We start from the raw sequence: 20,329 nt of genomic DNA, 5'->3' as shown, positions 1-20,329 counted from the left end.
TGGACACTTGCTGATTACAAGCGAGTGATACCACTGCGGAGTGGTAGTTCAGTTGGTTAGAATACCGGCCTGTCACGCCGGGGGTCGCGGGTTCGAGTCCCGTCCACTCCGCCACTTATATTAAGCCTCTGTCGAAAGACTGGGGCTTTTTTCGTTTTGGTTACCCGACTTACCTTAACCCCATTTCCATATTGAAACCTTGCATCGAGAGGCAGGCTCTTCTCTCGCGATACTTTCTAAGCCCTGTCATGACGAGTTGATGCGCAATTCTATGCGGTTTCTGCTGAACCGGGTCCCAGTCTCGAGCGCTAGTTTTGAGCCCCTGTGCTTACTTACCAAAGCTTCCTTTATTATTACCTGGAAAGTTTATTCACTAGGTTATGTTATTTTCAGGGGGGATTTCTTTGCTTTAGATGTTGTGATTTAGCCACCGGCGCTCATTAAAATAAGCTCAGCGTATTTAAAACTTTCCTAACATGGATTTTGTTTGTAGATCTATTTAAGCCAGTGTCTGCCTTAAAGGATATTTGCTACTTCTTCCCCTCTAACCGTCTCCAACCGATAAAGCCACCACTACGTACGTATAACGTGAGCGGTATAGGTGCTCTCATAGCTGTGTTTGCTGAGTAAGTCGTTCACCTGGCACATTGACTGAGGAAAGGTCTTCTTTCAGTGGACCTTCGTGTAAGTCACGATAGTTCTAATAATTATCTGGTACTTTTTATTCTAAAGGTGTACGCTTCACATCGAATGTTTTTTCGACAGTAAACCATGTTATATCTCTTGTTTAAAAGCTTTGTAAGAAGGCTGAACTCCGTGCAAAAAACGCGATGAAGTGTTGCTCGGAGTCTTAAATTAATCTTCATCAGGTGTTTTATGCGTATAACTTCGCTGAAGTTATACGCAGGCGTCTGTACACCTGATAAAAGAGAAGAGATGGCCGGTGATATTTCATCATCGGCCTTTTTGTATCTGTTAAGCAGCTACAAAGCATTATCCAGTATTGAAATAAGGGCCGGTATTGATCACCGGCCCTTTTTATTTGGTTAAAAACATGAGTATTTTACAAGTTAAAAATTTGTCTTATCAGATCGCTGATAAGAGTTTATATAACAACGTGACATTTCGAATTAACGTGGGAGAGAAAATAGGTATCACTGGAGCGAATGGCGTTGGAAAAAGCACCTTATTAAAACTGCTTATCGGTGAATTATCTGCAGATAAGGGCTGCATTGACTGGTTACCAAACCTTGAGGTGGGGTATTTAGAGCAACATTTTAAGATGGATAATGCGCTGAAGGTTTATGAATGCTTAAAGAGTGCTTTTGAGAACTTATACGCTGCCGAGCAGAAGCTTTGGACTTTGTATCAGGCGATGACCGAGTCTCACTCTACATCTCTTTTAAGCCAAGTCGCCCAACTACAGGCATATTTAGAAGATGAAGACTTCTATGCAATTGATACCAAAATTGAACAAGTTGCTGTAGGTCTTGGCATTTATCAATTTGGCTTAGATACACCGCTTGTCTCGCTAAGTGGGGGTCAAAGACACAAGGTCCTTTTAGGGAGGTTGTTACTCCGCAACCCCGATGTGTTAATTCTCGACGAGCCGACAAACTATCTTGATGCTCTGCACATTGAATGGTTGGTCACGTTTCTCAACGAGTACACTGGCACTGTTTTACTGGTTTCTCATGATATTGACTTCCTTAATCAAGTAGCGACCAGTATTTGTGATATTGATTATCAAACGGTCCGAAAATACAGCGGCACTTATGTCAAAGCAATGCAGCAAAAGAATCACGACGGTGCTTTGTTAGAAAAGCAATATAAGGCTCAGCAAAATGAAATTCGAAAGCTAGAGCAATTTATTGCCAAAAATGGCGCTGGAGTTAACGCGAGTCTTGCTAAGGGACGCAAGAAAAAACTGGATAAAATCGAACGTATTCAACTGAATCATATAGAGAAAGTATCGATGTTTGACTTTGCTCACCAGCCTATTGGGCAACAGTATGTGATTGACGCAAAAGCGTTGAAGATAGGTTATCAGCAGCCTCTGCTTCCTGCGCTTGATATCACGTTAGCGCGCGGGGAGAAGTTGGTCGTTTCTGGTTTTAACGGCGTAGGTAAGTCGACTTTGCTTAAAACCCTTATGGGGGAGATCGAGCCGCTCTCTGGTGAGGTGGTATTGGCAAAAGGTGCAATGATTGGGTATTTTTCTCAAGATTTGTCTTGGCGTCACCCTCAGCACACGCCTGAGCAGGAGCTATGCTCTTGTGATCCAACGATATCAAGCAAAGAATCACGCAAGATATTAGCTCGCTTTGGGGTCACCGGAGATAAGACGCAGCGCCACCTAGATACATTAAGTGGAGGTGAGCAAACTCGCGTGAAACTTTGTTGTTTATCAGTCCAGAAATGCAATGTTTTGCTGTTGGACGAGCCAACGACACATTTGGATAGCAGCAGTAAAAATGCGCTTAAAGAGGCTCTCCAGCGCTTTTCTGGTAGTGTGATTGTGGTATCTCATGAGAAGGCGTTTTTACAATCTTGGCCTGATAGAGTTTTAGATATTTCGTTGCTCACTTATGCTGAATCGGAAACAGAACAGGAGGTGGAGCTATGATGCAGTCCATGATCCTATTTCTTGTTGCTTTTCTTGTTGGTGCTGATGAGTTGATGCTTGGATCTATTCTTGAACCTATCGGAAATGATTTAAGTGTTCAACCGAGTCAGGTTACGTTATTTATTACGGCATATAGTTTAGCTATAGCAATTTGCGCTCCTTACCTGGGACGTTTATCAGACCGGGTTGGGCGTATTCGTATCATGTTGCCTGCTTGCTTCGTATTTGGGGTTGCGTCTATTACGACGGGCATAGTTCATGATTTTGAACTTGCGATTGCAAGTCGAGTGATCACAGGTATTGCAAGTGCAGGCATGTTGCCAATTGCATTTGCGTTGGCGGGAGACGCGAAGGGTAATAGAGCGATGCGTCAAATTGTGATGGTTCAGGCGGGATTAACGCTGGGTATGATAACCAGCCCAGCGATCGGAGCATTGCTGACCCAGCTTTTATCATGGCGTGCCGCTTTTATTATTTTGGGCGTTGCGGCTCTTCTTGTCGGTGCCATGAGCGTAGTGTTCATGAACAACAAGCATAATGAGTCCAAGAAGTCAGACACTCTGCCACCTATCACAGACGTCATTCATCTTCCAGGCGCGTTGAGGGCGATTCTAGCGATGTGTTTAGGCCTAGGGGGAGGTATTGGTGTATTTAACCTGATAGGCCTTCATATTCGAGATACCAGCGAGTTGGCGCTCGGTTGGGTGGGCGCTATTTATGCTGTTCTAGGGATCGTGAGTGTGGTTGGAAATATGTGCGTGGGGAGAGCTTGCCGTTGGCTTGGTAGCTCTCGAGCCGTTATGCGAGTGGCTTTAATGGTGTGCATACCTTGCAGTGCATGGGTGTTCTCAAATGAGATGAGTACGGTGACTGCTTATCTTCCAGCTCTAATGCTCTGGTCTCTTGCTGGAGGGGTAGGCTCTCCGGCGTTACAAGCACATATAGCAAGCTTATCTGATGAACATCGAGGTGTGCTGATGTCTTCTGGAATGAGTATGATGCACTTTGGTGTCGCGATTTGGTCTGCCTTGGCGGGCTTTGCTTATTCTGTAGGTCATGAATGGGTCGCTGTCGTGGCTTTGTTATTGTTTGGCTCAGCGGTAGTTATATTAAAGCCAGTTGGTAATGCTGAACAAAGTGAGCGTTATTCGTAGTGTTTTAGTAGATAAAGAAAAGCCGTTACCTAAAAAGGTAACGGCTTGTTCCAAATACTTTTTGAAAGCCGGTCTTAGTTCATGCCGTATTATCAGATCTCTTGTTTTGATAGGTTTTGTAAAGACTTGGGTTGTTGGTTTAATTCCTTTTATAACAGCGTCTTGCTTCTATTTTGGTTTCAGTTTGTTTTCAATTGTCTTTAGTTTTATTATAACTTTGGGGTACATATAGGGGTACATATTTACTATGTGCACCATTAAGAGGTTTAAATGAGCAAACTGTACGACAAAAATCTAAGAGCGGTATTGAACAAGGCTCATCCTAAGGTCTTTACCTTAACTGATGGTCAAGGTTTGGGGGCTAGGGTTTCTGAAAAAGGTAAAGTCCGGTGGCAATACCGCTACAAAGTTGATGGCAAAAGTAAGCGTATCGATCTAGGAGACTATCCTGCCCTTTCTCTTTTAAAAGCGCGAGAGGAAGCTCAGCAATGTCGTGAGTGGTTAGTTCAAGGACATGACCCGAAACATCAACGTTCATTAGCCAGAAGTGAAACGTTAAAACCAGTCTCAGTAAAAGAGGCATTAGAGTACTGGTTAGTAAATTACGCAGAAGGTAAACGTGCAAATGCTTCAAAACATCGTGCACAGTTTGAAAAACACATCTACCCCTATATTGGAAACCTACCATTAGAAAAAACGGAAACGCGCCATTGGATAAAGTGCTTTGACCGTATTCGCAATGGTGATAATGGGAAGCAAAAACCTGCTCCTGTAGCCGCTGGTTATATCTTACAAAACTCTAAACAAGCACTACGGTTCTGTCGTGTTCGGCACTACGCATTTAGCCGAGCTTTGGATGATTTGATGATTGCTGATGTTGGTAATAAACAGAAGAAAAAAGATCGTGTCCTTTCCAATAAAGAGCTAAGTGATGTTTGGAATGTGGCTACTGAGAAGGGGGATTTCAGCAACCAGTACTACCGAAACCTATTAAGGCTACTCATTACATTCGGAGCAAGGACTCAAGAAGTTCGCTTGTCTACATGGGCTGAGTGGGATTTTAATGAGATGATTTGGACAGTTCCGAAAGCTCATAGTAAAGGTGGAGAAAAGATTCTTCGCCCCATCCCTCAACATCTAGAGCAATGGTTGTTGGAGTTAAAAGGTGATGCTTGTAGTGGTACTTTAGTTTTGGGTGAACTGAAAACGCCTGAAGCAGTCAGTCAGTACGGAAGGTTGTTGTGGAAACGCTTAGAGCATGAAGAAAAATGGACAATGCACGACCTTCGTAGAACGTTAGCCACGAGAATGAATGAACTTGGTATTGCACCTCATGTCGTTGAACAGCTCCTCGGTCATAGCCTAGGAGGGGTTATGCAGATTTACAACCGGAGTCAGTATATCCCTGAAAAAAGAGAAGCGTTGTTGATTTGGGGAGAACGATTGGATGTATTGAGCTTTGACCACAAGAATCTCGTCATTTTGAGAGCAGTAAATGAGTAAGCATCCAGTTTTGGGATTGAACTTCCACCAGCTGCCTATCGATTGCGAAGTTATTTATGAGTGGAATGCATCATATTCTAGCTATAAAGCAATGTGGAAAGCTCATTCAAAAGTGCTCAAAAATTATCTATCTACTTCTTTTGGATAGATATTGAATTTAGTAGTCATAGGGTACTTCTTACGTATTAAGCCAAGATGGTGAGGTGCTGTACCCCAAGGTAGATGAGGATTTAGTTTATGAAACTCTAAATCCTATCTTGTTGTAGCACAGCCCCCTGAGCAGGCCTCTTTTGTGTACCGCTTTACAAGGTAAAACTGCTTTTTGTTATATTTTAAAGCAGCGCTAACCTTGGTATTTAAGCTTAACGGGTAGGGACTTGTTCTCGAGTTTGAGCTCTTTCTTGCTCTCGAATTTGCTCCTCGATCACTTCTTGGATTTCTTGATACAGCTGCATATCAACGCCTTCCGCAACTTCTAAAGTAATTGCCAGACCATAGCGTATAGGCTCGACAATTTTCGAAGCGTTTTCCTTACAGTTAACTTTTATTTCAAGCATTCGGTCTTCTGTGATGACCGCAAGTTCTTCACCTTCAAAAATCTCATGCTGTAATGTCCCTCGGCGAACCTGCATCCAATCAGCGGAGCTTGAGCTTCTAGATGTAAGATGTCTATTGTCCCCTTCCACCGTGAACCACAATGCACTATCTCTGTACTTCATGTGAGTTGGGCAAGGCTTGGCAAACCAAGATAACGTAACTGTGAGACGGCGCCAAATATCAGCACCACCTAAACCTTCTGGGATAGGGAGTTTGTATACATGAGCTTCGTCATTCTCTAAGCTTCCATAACCAAGAATGGTAGCTCTGGTATCTAAGCAGAATTTTGCTCTATCAACATCTGGTTTCCCATAACCAATGTTTCTTGTAATAACATTTTTTAACGACTTAGAATCAGGGCTCCCTAAGCAGTTTGAGATCCGATCATACATTGCTCCCCATGAGGCTCCGTGGGTGATAAGAGATTTAAGAAGGAGAGGAGAATACTGTTCGAACTGACCAACCTTATTGCTCTCTACGAACAAGTCCTCAAGAACATCGCAAATTTCCGCACAACCTCTTGATGTTAGAGCTGCTGAGTTACTTGTTCCTCGAATATACACTCGATGATTAAATGCTGATGTATGTGGATGAGCGACTTGTTGTCCTGGTGCGGTATAGTTGCTTACAGCAGTTAAACTTGAGTGACCAATGGCTTCGTTGTAAAGCATTCGACCACCCGGCATTGAAATATCTGGTTTAACAGATCTAGCATAGCCATTCCCTTGACCAGAGTAGGCTGCTGGCATTTCTTCACTATATATATTGTAAAGTCCTGCTCGTAGCACTGGAGAGGATTCATCTGAGTGAAGAGAACCGACTGTTACTGCATTTACGCTCTCTGCTGGCGATAAGAGCTTTCTATCCCAGCTATCATTCTGTACAGCTTTAAAGAACTCTACTGCCTTTACATCATCAGAGAACTGATGGAATGTACTTCCTGGTTGTGGAACAGTCACAGCTTTTGGATGGTTACCTGCGCTTACGACGAACAATACATTGTATTTAGAGCTCAACCAATCAAGCAGTCGAGCAAAAGGACTCATCTTGCCATCAAAGTGAATATTAGGATCGCCGATTGAGAGATTAATAACTTTGATTGATGGTGCTACTGGTAATTCAGCCCCATCACCTTCAAAAATACGTCTGACAGCTCTATGGATAATATCCAGTGGAAGTTCATCATCTGGTAAAGTCTCGGTGTTATTGTACGTATGTGGATCAGGCTTCATTACTGGTCTTACGTATAGAGGAGTAGATAATTTACTTCCACCATCAGTAAGATCCCCATTAACGATAAGAGAAGCCATTGCTGTTCCATGCACACGATATTGAGCTGAATATCCCGCCTCAAAGTTGTCAGGATCATCAATTATTAAACTACCACGCAGGTCAGAATGGTTAGAAAGAGGTAATCCATCAAACAGAGCTACTCGAGGAGCTTTTTCAAACTCTGGAGGAGTTAAGTCATGAAAGCTTTCCGTTTCTTCCCCAGCAGCAATTGAGTCATCATTATTCCATAGAGGCTCCACAGACATTTGCCCCAGCGGTCGGAACAGCATGATTTGATCGCAGCGCACAAGTGAAACTTCGTCTTGATTTAGAATGCGTTCAACTTGACCTGCTGGCAACTCTATCAGCAGAGATTGATAGTGGATATCGGGAAGACAGCAAGCTGAAAGAATTTGCCCACCCAACTCTTGAGCTAATTGAGATATCCTCTCTTCTGCAGTATTTCGCTTGGTTTCATTTGTTCTGAACCATAATTCTGCTTCAAATCGAACTGGCTGATCGGGGTCGTACTCTAAGCGTTCTTGCCAATATTCAAGAATACCTGTATTTCTGAGTCTATCTTGGGTATCCCAATAGCGGATGTCTTTCAGTAGACGGAATAAATCTCTGAACTTTGCCCACCCTCGCATGAACTGCATGTTTGGGTTTTGACCGTAGTTACGCCAGAGAGACAAAAGCTCATCAATTGCTCGTCTATCTGATAGCATCAGCATGACTTGACCATTCAGAGGTTTATCTCTGTCGTTCCCTGTACTGTAAAAATCATCGTCAGGCTCTAGTCCTCTAAGTTCATGCTCACCGAGCCACTCCAGACCTTCGATCTTTTTTACAGCTTTGAAAAAGTCAGACACACTACCATATGTTTCAATAACTACGGTGTACTCGGGATCGATTCCGGGAGTATCTCGTTGAACTTCAATTCTGCGATTCTCTAATGCAGACTCTAGGCGTGAAAATTTAGGACCTAGCCTTTGAGCTTGGCGAGTAACAGTTGGACGATTTGGAGCCCCACCTCCACCATTTCGACTTGATGGGCTAGTCGTATCAGGCGCAGGAAATAGAAGTAGGGGACGGCGGCTCATTAATTAATCCTCTTTAGTTAGAGGACAGAGTCCTCTCAGACCACGTTTTTAAAGCCGATGATATTATAGAACGCATCTGTGAGCCAGGTTGAGTAAGCACATATTTGCGTAATATCACTCTGCCAAACTCTTCTATTTCTGCAAAGTTAGAACCATAAAGCCTTTTAGATAAAGTTTCATAAGCGTACTCCAAAGAGATATCATGCCTTTTCTCAAACGCTTTAAACCACGACTCTATTTGAGCTCGGGTCGGTTGAGGAACTTCTAATCTCAATTGAAAGCGGCGCCATACTGCTCTATCAAGCAACTCTGAGTGGTTTGTTGCAGCCATCACAATAACGTGGCTAGGCAGGGAGTCAATTTGCATCAATAATGAACTTACGACACGTTTTATTTCGCCAGTTTCATGCGTGTCCCCACGCTCTTTACCCAAAGTTTCAAATTCATCGAACAACAGAACACAACGTCGTGTAGCAGCATAGTCGATTACCTTTTTGAGTCTTGAGGCAGTCTCACCAAGATAAGAACCAATAATTCCCTCATAGCGTACGACTAATAAAGGAACCATCATTGACTCGGCAAGAGCTTCTGCTAGAGATGTTTTACCATTACCAGGGGGGCCAACTAAAAGAACACGGTTTCTAGGCTCTAAACTGTAGGATCGCAATAAATCAACTCTAGATTGTTCTTCAACTAATTCGCCTAAAGAATCCTTTACCGAACCTGGTAATATAAGATCTTCGAATCGAAGTTTAGGTGAAATTTCATCAACGAGGGACGATACACGGTTGTCTTTAGCGGTAGGCGACTCCACCGTAGAGTTAGAAGTACTAAGCTTGACCAGCTCTTGTTCTAATCTTTCCGCTATTACGTGATGTCTTTTTTGCCTTTCATCTGCTATCAGAGATTCTACAACTCTTTTGAATTGTACCTTGTCCCCCATAGCTCCAGCTCTTACTAAGCTAATGATTTTATCCGACTTTGCCATTTTTCTGTTCACTCCACACAATCTTTCATACACTCGAAATTCCAGTTAGAAACTGGTAACTGCTTGGAGCTGCTAGCTGTGCATGGTGTACATGGTGAACCTCAATAGGATGGAAAACTTGCATGATGCAATTAAAAATGTGGTGCGATATTACCACACTAAAATCTCAAATAGTTATGAATCTGCTTTACTAACTTAGGAATTATTGAATCAGATCGACCCTCCGGTAAACAGCCTTCTTGCTATTTACCATTTAGCTATGTCTTTGGTAGTATAGCTTAAGTTGTCTAATCAAGTGCTGGTGGCAAGCCACCAGCGACGCAAAAGTGAAATTACGGTATAAAACCTGCCATAGCTACTGTCCTAACTGCATTTTCTTGAAGTTACGTTCAAGCTTCCTCATTTCCTTTGTAGCAGCCTTATCTAGGTGCTCATCCAAGTAGTCACTTTGCCTTTGAGAACGCCAGCGATTGAATTGTGGATGGCTAAATAGAGTGTAATGCACGTGACACTCTAAGTGAGGAGCCCCAGAGTCTTGGTAGTAGTGGTCTAAAGCGGCTTGTAACAATATAAAGTCCTGCATACCGAACTCTTGTAGTATTGCGAATTTCATTACCTCTAGAGCTTCCCTGTTCACTTCAACGACTGTATTTAGGGTTGTATCACCATGTTTAGGGATGTTTGGTCCAAGAGTCTTTATTACTTGTAAGGCTTGATAAGCTTGATTGAAGAGGGCTTGTTCTTTATCAGTGATTTTGCACATAGCCCATGTTGGCATTTTCTTTGCCGCATTACGGCTTGATTTTAATTTCCCTGACTTAGTTCTCGGTCCAGTAGACTGTCCTCCATGTAATTTGCACTTTCCGTTGAGCTTTGAGCCTCGTCGCTTACATGGTGTTCCAGCTCGTGTTGTTGCCCCACACAATGGTAGAGCTGTCAGATCGAAGCGTTTTTTAGACATAATTGTTTGTTATAAAGATCCTAAACCTCGCAGAATGCTTCGGTGAAAATGACACAATACATTCGGTTCATGGGGTTTGATTTGATGAAAAAATTGAGTTGTTACTGTGCACTGTTTTTAAGGCGGCTATATCTGAACACGTTTGTATAATTGCTAAATTCCGTTTTGCCCTCCTTTTTTGCCATATAGCTCAGACGCATTCTCAGTGCTCTTAACTCATGACCATTTCCATTGCGATGAATACGATAGATTCTGTTCCTCACTCTAAAAGAAAAGTTATCTGGATGTATGCTCTGCCACGCTTCTTGAACGACTTTGTCTACTAGTGTGCTTTGTTGGCACTTGTGACCATTCAACATAATTACCATGTGATAGTGGTGAGATTCAGCCTTGTCTTGTTCTCTAACCCAAAAGTATCCGATCTCACATTTGTAGTGTTTCTTTAATTTGCCCTTTAGCTTTTGAATCATACGTGTCAGTAGCTTATTGTCTTCAGTGGATTGAGCTTGATGAAGTTGGACAAGCACAGCGGTTACCTTGCTGTAGTAGCTGAGCATGATGTCTATTATGCGATAAGACTTATTGAGTATTTCTTGGATTATTCCTTTTTTACTAAGGAATATGAGTTGAGGCTTTCCTTGGTATACAAAGTAAGCCAAATGTTTTTTTGACGGGTGGAGAAGAATAGGGCACATACAATATATAGTAACCTGCATATTGATGACTTTTGTTTACTCGAGCCGCTCCGCCAGCAAGGAGGAACGGTTCGATTTATGGTTATCATAAAGTTGGGATCTAGAGTCAAAATGGGTCAAAAGAAACCAACATTTAGTTTGGGCAGAGGCCTCAAGTGTTACTTGGTTGTGATTCGCTTTGTTTTTTTAACCATTGCAATATTGTGTTTTGTGTCCATCCACCATTTCGACCTTGTTGAGTTTTCAACGGCACAGGTAAGCGACCATCTTTAATCATTCGACCTACGGTTGAGATACTTTTACCTAAAAGTAGGGCGACTTCTTTTTTCGTTAGGATCCTGCTGAGCTCTTCTTTTGTCATGTTTCTACTGTAATCGTAGTAGCGAGTCGTTTTCATTATTGAACTCCTTCTCGTGTTTCGATCCACTCCAGAACCTCAGATAAACGCCAAGCAACAGAGCGATTACCAAGTCGGATTCTTCTCGGAAAGAGCCCTTTTTTCTCTAATAACCATGCTTGTGAGCGAGATATAGACGTGAGAGTTCTCCGCTCATCTTCTCGAATAAGACGGTCGGTAGGTTTATTGGGTGAGTTATAAGTATTAGCTGAGTGTTTTAGCATTTTTTTCCCTTGTTTAGGCTTGTTTTCAATAGGTTCTATTTTGCCAATAGGGAAATTTGCTTTCGTAAGTTCAGCTAGCCTTGGTAATTAAATGAGAAGAGCTTCTCTACCAAATATTTCTTGTGTTACTGCTTTTAGCTTTTCTATGTCCGAAAGAGTGCTTCTTCCTCTTCTGAAAGCTGACTTTGGTGCAAGCTCACTTATAACTTTGCGCAGAGTATTGTGAGATAACTTAGGCATTCCTTTAAACACGGAGCTTTGACAGTGACCCTGTATGAAGTTGATAACGGCTCCAACTTGTACGTCTAAATGTGCGTAAATTGATTTTGCGAATTCTTTAGTCTTTTCAATAGCAGGTAGGTATGGAGCTTGAACTATACATCCACCAATAATACGTTCTAGCAGGCTTTTAAAATGCTTTTGCTCATACGTTGTTAGGGGATGAGGAGACTTATCACGCTGTCTGATGTCCGCATGTTGCAATGCTTTTGTTTCAATTTGAGCTTCTAGGTTCTTAAGTTTTGAGTTTTGTGCCACTTTGGTCTTTAAGGCAAGGCGTACAAATGCACTAGCTGGATTTAATGGCGCTACTTGTTGAAGCTCTGACTCCAATTCTTCTAACGTTGGGGCTAGTTGCCACCCACGTGATGACATATTAACTATTTTTATGCCACCTATTTTTACTAAGTAGGGTTGTTGTGATGCACCTGTACCAACTGGCAGTGTATTAAGTGCATGTTCTTGTAGAGAGACTGAATTACATATCATAAGAAATGCCTAAGTGTACATATAGGGGTACATAAATAAAAAAGGCCACTAACGAGATAACGCTAGTGGCCTGATTTAAAAGACTTTTTTGCAGGATTTTTAGTTCATGCCGTATTTCTTAAGTTTTTTGCGAAGAGTACCGCGGTTGATACCCATCATAGTTGCCGCGCGAGTTTGGTTACCGCGAGTGTACTGCATGATGGTATCTAGTAGTGGCTGTTCAACTTCAGCTAGAACTAATTCGTATAGTTCTGTTACTTCCTGGCCGTTTAGTTGAGCAAGGTAGTTTTTAAGAGACGCTTTAACAGAGTCACGTAAAGGCTTCTGAGTAATCTGGTCTTGTGACGTTACTGTAGTTACTGTTAATGCTTCTGAAGTCAGATTTTGTTCGAACATATTCGGTCTAGCTCTTCTCTTAATTATGATGCAACGTTATCAAAATAACCTTCTAACGCCTCAATTTGCAGCGGAGCTGCGTCGATAGCGTTGAAGGTACGGCGAAACTCACTTGCCTGTTCATGCTCTTTCAGGTACCACCCAACGTGCTTGCGCGCGATACGTGGACCTAAGAACTCCCCATAAAATTCATGCAGAGCATTTACATGACCAAGCATAATGGTTTTCACTTCCTCAGTTGGAAGCTCCTCCATTGTGGTGCCGTTTTCCAAATAGTGATGGATTTCCTGGAAAATCCACGGACGACCCTGGGCAGGGCGTCCAATCATTAAAGCGTCCGCACCGGTGTACTCCAGTACAAATTTGGCTTTCTCCGGGCTATCGATATCACCGTTCGCGATAACCGGAATTGAAATCGCCTCTTTTACCGCTTTAATGCTGTCATATTCGGCCTCACCTTTGTACATACATGCTTTCGTTCTGCCATGCAGAGCAAGAGCTTGTATGCCGCAGTTTTCGGCTAATTTAGCGATCTGGACACAGTTCTTGTTGTCTGTATCCCAGCCAGTTCGAGTCTTTAACGTTACAGGAACGTCCACTGCATTCACGACCGCTTTCAAAATCTCTTCGATAATGTTTGGGTATTGAAGCAGAGCAGAGCCCGCTAGCTTCTTATTCACTTTTTTTGCCGGGCAGCCCATGTTGATGTCGATGATTTGTGCACCGTTCTCAACACTGAATTGAGCTGCGTCCGCCATAAGCTGTGGATCGGAACCCGCAATCTGTACAGAGCGAATGCCCGATTCGCCCTCGTGTACCATGCGCTGTTTCGACTTTGACGTTCCCCATAGTTTTGGGTTAGCAGACATCATTTCACTGACGGCCATTCCCGCACCATAGCGAAGACACAACTCGCGAAACGGTCTATCCGTTACACCAGCCATAGGGGCTACGATTAGATTGTTCTTAAGTTGATAGTTTCCGATTTTCAAAACGTCATCACAGTTCTGTACCAGCAAGGGCGCGCATTTTACGCATTTTTTCACTGCGTGAAAAGACTAATATTTGAGCATTTACAAATTGTTTTTGTAAATTGTATGAATTTCAAACAATTAGCTCTGAAAACCTTGTCTAGCCTTGCTTACGACCAGAGATGCGACACCATTCACTTTGCTCAACAATCGGGTCAATGTGAAGCTCGTCACGGTAATAGTTCGCAACATCTTCGGCTTGAGTGTCTAATACGCCAGACATAGCGAGGTCGCCATGTGGCTTAACTAGGCCTTTAATGATTGGTGCAAGTTCACGCAATGGGCCAGCAAGAATGTTAGCAACAACCACGTCTGCAATCAGACCTTCTGGTTGGTTTTGAGGAAGGTAAACTTCTAGTTTGTCGGCAACGCCGTTACGCTCTGCGTTGTCTTTCGAAGCAAGCAGTGCTTGAGGATCAATGTCGATCCCTATCACTTTTTCAGCGCCTAGTTTGATCGCCGCGATCGCCAGAATGCCCGAGCCACAACCGAAGTCGATAACGGTCTTACCGCTTAAGTTCATGCTTTCTAGCCACTCAAGACAAAGTGCTGTTGTAGGGTGAGTACCCGTACCGAATGCAAGGCCAGGATCCAACATAACATTAACAGCGTCAGGATCTGGAATGTCGCGCCAGCTTGGACAAATCCATAGGCGTTCACCAAATTTCATTGGGTGGAAGTTTTCCATCCATTCGCGTTCCCAGTCTTTATCTTCAAGCTGTTCTACTTTGTAAGCAAAATTGTCAGCCAGCATATTGCTCGCTTTAATTTGGTCGATGATGAAGTTGGTGTCTGCTTCTGCATCATACAGTGCCAGAATGTCAGTATCGCCCCATAAGCGAGTTTCGCCAGGTAGAGGTTCGAATACAGGTGTATCCTGCGCGTCTAAGAATGTAACAGACAGCGCGCCAGTCTCTTCCATTAGCATATCGCCGATTTGCTCAGCGTTTTCATTGGTCGCGTTGAGTTTGATTTGAATCCAAGGCATTGGTTTTTGCTCTTAAAGTGAATGAAGTGGCGCAGAGTTTACCAGAACTCTACGATTTGTTTGAGTATATACCCAAATAAGCCTACGTATTTGTTGAATGCTTAGAGTACATACAAAACAAAAATGCCCACGGGTGTGGGCATTTTTTAAGACGTTAGCTAAGGCTTATTGTAAGCCGAGCTTCTTCTCTAGGTAGTGGATGTTTGCACCACCATGCTGGAAGTTTTCGTCATTCATAATAGAGAATTGCAGTGGCACGTTGGTTTTGATGCCTTCGATGATCATCTCACCCAGAGCATTCTTCATGCGCGCAATCGCCACATCACGGTTTTCACCGTACGTGATTAGCTTACCAATCATTGAATCGTAATGAGGTGGTACTGTGTAACCAGAATAGATGTGTGATTCCCAACGTACACCCATACCGCCAGGCGCGTGGAAACGCTCGATCTTACCTGGAGATGGTAGGAAGCGTTCTGGGTCTTCTGCGTTGATACGGCACTCAATCGCATGGCCACGGATCTTAATGTCATCTTGAGTGAATGACAGAGGTTGACCCGCTGCAACGCGAAGCTGTTCTTTGATTAGGTCGATGCCGGTAACCATTTCTGTTACTGGGTGTTCTACCTGAATACGAGTGTTCATTTCGATGAAGTAGAATTCACCGTTCTCGTATAGGAATTCGAACGTACCTGCGCCGCGGTAACCAATTTCGATACATGCACGAGTACAACGTTCACCGATGTACTTACGCATCTCTTCAGTGATACCTGGTGCTGGCGCCTCTTCCACTACTTTTTGGTGACGACGTTGCATTGAACAATCACGCTCACCAAGGTGGATTGCGCCGCCTTGACCGTCAGCGATAACTTGCACTTCAACGTGACGAGGGTTTTCTAGGAATTTCTCCATGTAAACCATATCGTTGTTGAACGCTGCTTTTGCTTCAGCACGCGTCATTGCAATCGCTTGGATTAGGTCTTTTTCTGCGCGAACGACACGCATACCACGGCCACCGCCGCCACCAGACGCTTTGATGATGACTGGATAACCAATGCGTTTAGCAAACGCCTTGTTTTTCTCTTCGTCGTTGTCCAGAGGACCGTCAGAACCAGGTACACAAGGAACGCCAGCTTTCTTCATTGCGTTGATAGCCGACACTTTGTCACCCATCAGGCGGATAGTGTCTGCTTTTGGACCAACGAAGATGAAACCACTGCGCTCAACTTGCTCAGCGAAGTCTGCGTTTTCTGACAAGAAGCCGTAACCAGGGTGGATAGCCACAGCACCAGTTACTTCTGCTGCAGAAATAATTCGTGGGATATTTAGGTAGCTGTCGATACCACGAGCAGGGCCGATACATACGGTTTCGTCTGCGAGTAGTACGTGCTTAAGATCGCGGTCAGCTGTCGAGTGAACAGCGACGGTCTTTATACCTAATTCTTTACAAGCGCGAAGAATACGAAGTGCAATTTCACCTCGGTTCGCGATGACTACTTTGTCTAGCATAAGGCAAGCCCCGCTTATTCGATTACAACAAGAGGTTGGTCGAATTCAACTGGTTGGCCGTCTTCAGCTAGGATCGCTGTAACAACGCCAGATTTGTCCGCTTCGATTTGGTTCATCATTTTCATTGCTTCAACAATACATAGAGTATCGCCAGCATTTACTTTCTGACCCACTTCTACGAATGCTTTAGAGTCTGGGCTTGGAGAACGGTAGAAAGTACCAACCATTGGAGAAAGAACTTGGTGACCTGCAGGCGTTGCAGCTGCTGGAGCTTCTGCTGCTGGCGCTTCTGCTACTGGTGCCGCTGCTGCTGGAGCAGGTGCCGCTACTGGAGCTGCTGCGTAGTGAACTGGTGCTTGAGGGGCTGCAGTGCCGTGACGACTGATGCGTACTGACTCTTCACCTTCAGAAATCTCTAGCTCAGCAATGCCAGACTCTTCAACTAACTCAATTAGCTTCTTGATTTTACGAATATCCATCTTTTCTTTCTCTTTTATCTTGTGATTAAGACAACCCTCGTGGGGTTGCAGAGTGTTAGGGTTACTTTGCCTGTAGCTTGTTAATCGCGGCAGACAGAGCGAATTCATAACCTTGTGCGCCTAAACCGCAAATCACGCCTTCTGCTTTATCTGACAGATAAGAGTGATGACGAAATGGTTCACGTGCGTGCACATTTGATAAGTGCACCTCAATAAATGGGATGGCGACGCCAAGTAATGCATCTCGCAGTGCCACACTGGTATGAGTGAAAGCCGCTGGATTGATGATGATGAAGTCAATCTTGCCATAAGCAGCATGAATGGCTTCAATCAGTTCGTACTCACGATTTGATTGTAGGTGTTCCAGTTCCACCCCAGCGTTATGAGCTTGCTTCGTAAGAGCATCCACAACTTGTGCTAAGGTGCTGTGACCATAGTGTGTCGGTTCGCGCAGACCCAATAGGTTAAGATTTGGTCCGTTTAGAACAAGAATCCGTGACTTTGCAGACATTATGTTGCTATCTTCCCTTATCGTGAGTGGAACGTTTATATTCCCAAATATACGATAGTTCAGCACGATTTTTTTGTTAAAACCGAGCAAATTTTAAAAAATCGACCAAGATTATAGCTAATTCATAGCAATTAGCAGCAATTTACTGGTCTAATCTCCTAATAGCCACCTTCGTTTCTGTAACCAAGTTAACAAAAACAACATAATTGCCATGTTCTTTATGTGGCTAATTTGTGCGCAAAAGCAAAAAACCGCCATGAGTGATGGCGGTTTTTAAAGTGCTTTTAAAACAGTTGGTTGAATTTATGCCAATTCTGCTTTCTCTGCGATAAGTTTGTCTACCACGCTTGGATCGGCAAGCGTTGACGTGTCTCCGAGGTTGCTTGTATCGCCCGTTGCAATCTTACGCAGGATTCGACGCATTATCTTACCAGAGCGAGTCTTCGGTAAGGAATCCGTCCAGTGCAGTACATCTGGTGTCGCGATTGGACCAATTTCTTTACGCACCCAATCTTTAACTTCTTTGTGCAGCTCAGCTGACGGGAATTCACCATCGTTCAATGTAATGTAAGCGTAGATAGCTTGGCCTTTGATGTCATGTGGAATACCAACAATCGCCGCTTCTGCAATCTTGTGGTGCGCCACTAGCGCTGATTCAATTTCAGCGGTACCCATACGGTGACCCGACACGTTCAGTACGTCATCAACACGGCCAGTGATCCAGTAGTAGCCGTCTTCGTCACGACGCGCACCATCACTGGTGAAGTACATCCCCTTAAAGGTTGAGAAGTAGGTCTGTTCAAAGCGCTCATGGTCGCCGTAAACCGTGCGCATCTGGCCTGGCCAAGAATCAAGGATAACCAAGTTACCTTCAGCAACGGTATCTTCAAGAATGTTGCCCATATTATCGACAAGAGCAGGCTGGACGCCGAAGAATGGGCGAGTCGCAGAGCCTGGTTTTAGATCGGTTGCCCCTGGTAGTGGCGCAATCAAGATGCCGCCAGTTTCCGTTTGCCACCAAGTATCGACGATAGGTGAGTTCTCGTTACCAATCGTTTTGTAGTACCACTCCCACGCCTCTGGGTTGATTGGTTCGCCCACTGAGCCCATGATGCGCAGGCTTGAACGAGATGTGCCTGCAACCGCTTCATCACCTTTTGCCATTAGCGCACGAATCGCGGTTGGGGCGGTGTATAGAATGTTGACTTGGTGTTTATCAACCACTTCACTCATTCGGCTTGTGCTTGGGTAGTTTGGTACACCTTCGAATAAGATGGTCTTCGCCCCATTTGCAAGTGGACCGTAGATTAGGTAAGTGTGACCGGTAATCCAACCCACGTCCGCGGTACACCAGAAGGTTTCGCCTAGTTGGTAATCGAACACATATTTGAAGGTCATCGCCGCGTAAACGAGGTAACCGCCTGTTGTGTGTAGTACGCCTTTAGGTTTGCCTGTTGAACCTGAGGTGTAAAGGATGAAGAGCGGATCTTCGGCTTTCATCTCTTCTGGTGGGCAAACGTCAGAAACGTTAGCTGTTGCTTCGTGCCACCAAACATCACGGTGTTCATGCCATTCGACATCACCACCTGTGCGTTTAAGCACCAACACTTTATTGATGGTTTTTACGTCTGGGTTAGTTAGTGCTTCGTCCACGTTCTTTTTCAGAGGAACGGCACGCCCGCCGCGTACGCCTTCATCAGCGGTGATCACGACTTTCGCGTCAGAGTCGATGATACGGCCAGAGAGTGCTTCTGGTGAGAAACCGCCAAATACTACGGTGTGAACCGCACCAATACGGGTACAAGCGAGCATAGCCACTGCGGCTTCTGGCACCATTGGCATGTATAAACACACCACGTCGCCTTTACGTACGCCTTGCTCTTTCAATGCGTTGGAGAACTTACATACTTCTTTGTGCAGTTCGTTGAAAGTGAGTGTTTTGTCGTCGGCTGGATCATCACCTTCCCAGATGATTGCGACGTCATCCCCGTGTTCTGCGAGATGACGGTCAATACAGTTCGCCGAGACGTTCAGTGTGCCATCTTCAAACCAACGAATGTCGACATGACCAGTATCGAAAGAGGTGCTTTTTACTTTGGTGAAAGGTTTGATCCAATCAACGATTTTGCCGTGTTCGTTCCAGAAGCCCTCTGGATCGGTTACCGACTGCTGATACATGGCTAAGTAAGTATCATTATCCGCGTGTGTATGAGTTTTAATATTTTCTTTTACCGGATAAACGTGGGCTTCGCTCATGGCTTCTCTCCTTGTGCCTTATTTCTCGGCCTTACACCAATCTAGATAAGATTTTGAATATGTTTTTGTAGGGCTGTTTTTTGGTTCTAAATAACTTGGTCGTGGTAATGACGACGTTGTGCTTATAACTGTCAGTCACTGCGCGTATTTCTACAATTAGACTTTAGGATGAGAGTGAAGGAAGCGCCGTGAAATCGCTGAAACAAAAGTATTTCTGGGAGCTAGGTCAACTGATTTTTATGTATACGGCGCGGTTAGGTTGGGCAAATCGCCTTTCGTTAAGCGAACAAAGACCAAAGCGGCAGAAATCGCATCTTGTAAAGCGTCGTGTTTATCTTGGATAGGAAGTTCGAGGTGTTTACAAATGGCATCCAGACTTAAGTCGAAATAGGCATTCGGCAAATGTCTTTCCAGCTTGTCGTGATAAATCTGACTTACCTCGATGAGCGGGTTAGGAAGTGGAAAGCCAAGTTGCCTCAGACAAGCAAGATCTAAGATCTTTTTATCGTAACGAATGTGATAACCGACAAGTGGTCGGTTGCCGATAAAGTCGAGCAGCTCGAGCAGCGCCTCTTTTTCGCTAATCCCGTCGACTAAGTCTTGGTGGCGAATTCGATGAATTTTGACTGAGCCAGAATCGAGCGATTGCGGCGCGCGTAAGCGGACTTCAAATGGCTGGCTAGTGATGATGCGGTTGTCGATGATCTTCGTGGCCGCAATGGTCACCAACTCGGCGCGATTTGGATCAAGGCTGGTGGTTTCGCAGTCGAGCGAAACGTATTCCGTTTTATCGGGCGTGCAAAAAAGCGACTGATAAGGAGAGCCTTTCAGTTTGTAGTGCCAGTATTTGCGTTGTAACCAGTTCATTGCC

At 44.2% G+C, this 20,329-nt stretch carries 18 protein-coding genes and 1 tRNA gene; 4 read left to right on the top strand and 15 right to left on the bottom strand.

The annotated features are described in order from the left end of the window. Positions 1-37 precede the first annotated feature (37 nt). From L3V32_RS21725 to L3V32_RS21710, 4 genes are all read left to right on the top strand, one after another. Positions 38-114 (top strand) — tRNA-Asp (locus L3V32_RS21725). Positions 115-1,054: 940 nt separating this feature from the next. Further along, positions 1,055-2,626, top strand: a complete 1,572-nt coding sequence (locus L3V32_RS21720; protein WP_150918184.1) for an ABC-F family ATP-binding cassette domain-containing protein — start codon at positions 1,055-1,057, stop codon at positions 2,624-2,626. Beyond that, entirely contained in the window at positions 2,623-3,780 is a 1,158-nt protein-coding gene (locus L3V32_RS21715) for an MFS transporter (protein WP_237285171.1), read from the top strand. Before L3V32_RS21720 ends, L3V32_RS21715 begins: the two co-directional genes overlap by 4 nt. Positions 3,781-4,050: 270 nt before the next feature. Then, complete coding sequence (locus L3V32_RS21710; RefSeq protein ID WP_237285169.1) at positions 4,051-5,283, top strand: site-specific integrase; 1,233 nt, start codon at positions 4,051-4,053, stop codon at positions 5,281-5,283. 362 nt (positions 5,284-5,645) lie between these two features. On the opposite strand, the gene L3V32_RS21705 is transcribed toward L3V32_RS21710, so the two are convergent. The 15 genes from L3V32_RS21705 to L3V32_RS21635 form a co-directional block, all read right to left on the bottom strand. After that, positions 5,646-8,255: a S8 family peptidase gene (locus L3V32_RS21705; RefSeq protein ID WP_053816430.1), complete on the bottom strand. Its 2,610-nt coding sequence runs from the start codon at positions 8,253-8,255 to the stop codon at positions 5,646-5,648. 13 nt (positions 8,256-8,268) lie between these two features. After that, positions 8,269-9,255 (bottom strand): AAA family ATPase, encoded by a 987-nt coding sequence (locus tag L3V32_RS21700; protein ID WP_237285167.1) that lies wholly within the window; start codon positions 9,253-9,255, stop codon positions 8,269-8,271. A 343-nt stretch (positions 9,256-9,598) separates the two neighbouring features. Beyond that, a complete protein-coding gene (locus tag L3V32_RS21695) occupies positions 9,599-10,204 on the bottom strand; it encodes an HGGxSTG domain-containing protein (RefSeq protein ID WP_025527109.1) in 606 nt (201 codons plus the stop codon). Positions 10,205-10,305: 101 nt separating this feature from the next. After that, positions 10,306-10,761 carry an inovirus-type Gp2 protein gene (locus L3V32_RS21690; RefSeq protein WP_237285172.1) on the bottom strand — a complete coding sequence of 152 codons (456 nt, stop codon included), beginning with the start codon at positions 10,759-10,761 and terminating at the stop codon, positions 10,306-10,308. A gap of 289 nt (positions 10,762-11,050) precedes the next feature. Next, complete coding sequence (locus L3V32_RS21685; RefSeq protein WP_025499526.1) at positions 11,051-11,296, bottom strand: AlpA family transcriptional regulator; 246 nt, start codon at positions 11,294-11,296, stop codon at positions 11,051-11,053. Continuing rightward, entirely contained in the window at positions 11,296-11,520 is a 225-nt protein-coding gene (locus tag L3V32_RS21680; protein ID WP_079856111.1) for an AlpA family transcriptional regulator, read from the bottom strand. Before L3V32_RS21680 ends, L3V32_RS21685 begins: the two co-directional genes overlap by 1 nt. Before the next feature lie 87 nt (positions 11,521-11,607). Continuing rightward, a complete protein-coding gene (locus L3V32_RS21675; RefSeq protein ID WP_237285166.1) occupies positions 11,608-12,288 on the bottom strand; it encodes a hypothetical protein in 681 nt (226 codons plus the stop codon). A gap of 99 nt (positions 12,289-12,387) precedes the next feature. Next, positions 12,388-12,684: a DNA-binding transcriptional regulator Fis gene (fis, locus tag L3V32_RS21670; RefSeq protein ID WP_000462885.1), complete on the bottom strand. Its 297-nt coding sequence runs from the start codon at positions 12,682-12,684 to the stop codon at positions 12,388-12,390. 23 nt (positions 12,685-12,707) lie between these two features. After that, on the bottom strand, positions 12,708-13,676 hold the full coding sequence (dusB, locus tag L3V32_RS21665) for a tRNA dihydrouridine synthase DusB (RefSeq protein ID WP_005382505.1): 969 nt from the start codon (positions 13,674-13,676) through the stop codon (positions 12,708-12,710). Between the two features lie 139 nt (positions 13,677-13,815). Then, a complete protein-coding gene (gene prmA, locus L3V32_RS21660; RefSeq protein WP_182034910.1) occupies positions 13,816-14,703 on the bottom strand; it encodes a 50S ribosomal protein L11 methyltransferase in 888 nt (295 codons plus the stop codon). A 165-nt stretch (positions 14,704-14,868) separates the two neighbouring features. Beyond that, the gene (gene accC / locus L3V32_RS21655) at positions 14,869-16,212 is read right to left on the bottom strand and encodes an acetyl-CoA carboxylase biotin carboxylase subunit (protein ID WP_005397839.1); all 1,344 of its coding nucleotides are present in this window, start codon (positions 16,210-16,212) and stop codon (positions 14,869-14,871) included. Positions 16,213-16,226: 14 nt separating this feature from the next. Next, on the bottom strand, positions 16,227-16,691 hold the full coding sequence (accB, locus tag L3V32_RS21650; protein ID WP_005397840.1) for an acetyl-CoA carboxylase biotin carboxyl carrier protein: 465 nt from the start codon (positions 16,689-16,691) through the stop codon (positions 16,227-16,229). A 61-nt stretch (positions 16,692-16,752) separates the two neighbouring features. Then, positions 16,753-17,202 (bottom strand): type II 3-dehydroquinate dehydratase, encoded by a 450-nt coding sequence (gene aroQ / locus L3V32_RS21645; protein WP_005397842.1) that lies wholly within the window; start codon positions 17,200-17,202, stop codon positions 16,753-16,755. Between the two features lie 303 nt (positions 17,203-17,505). Further along, positions 17,506-19,458: an acetate--CoA ligase gene (gene acs, locus L3V32_RS21640; protein WP_237285164.1), complete on the bottom strand. Its 1,953-nt coding sequence runs from the start codon at positions 19,456-19,458 to the stop codon at positions 17,506-17,508. Between the two features lie 237 nt (positions 19,459-19,695). After that, positions 19,696-20,325, bottom strand: a complete 630-nt coding sequence (locus L3V32_RS21635) for a 3'-5' exonuclease (RefSeq protein WP_005382363.1) — start codon at positions 20,323-20,325, stop codon at positions 19,696-19,698. Positions 20,326-20,329: the final 4 nt, after the last annotated feature.

This window comes from Vibrio sp. J2-4, assembly GCF_021728155.1.
GTDB lineage: Bacteria > Pseudomonadota > Gammaproteobacteria > Enterobacterales > Vibrionaceae > Vibrio > Vibrio diabolicus.
This window is presented reverse-complemented; position numbering and strand designations above follow the sequence as displayed.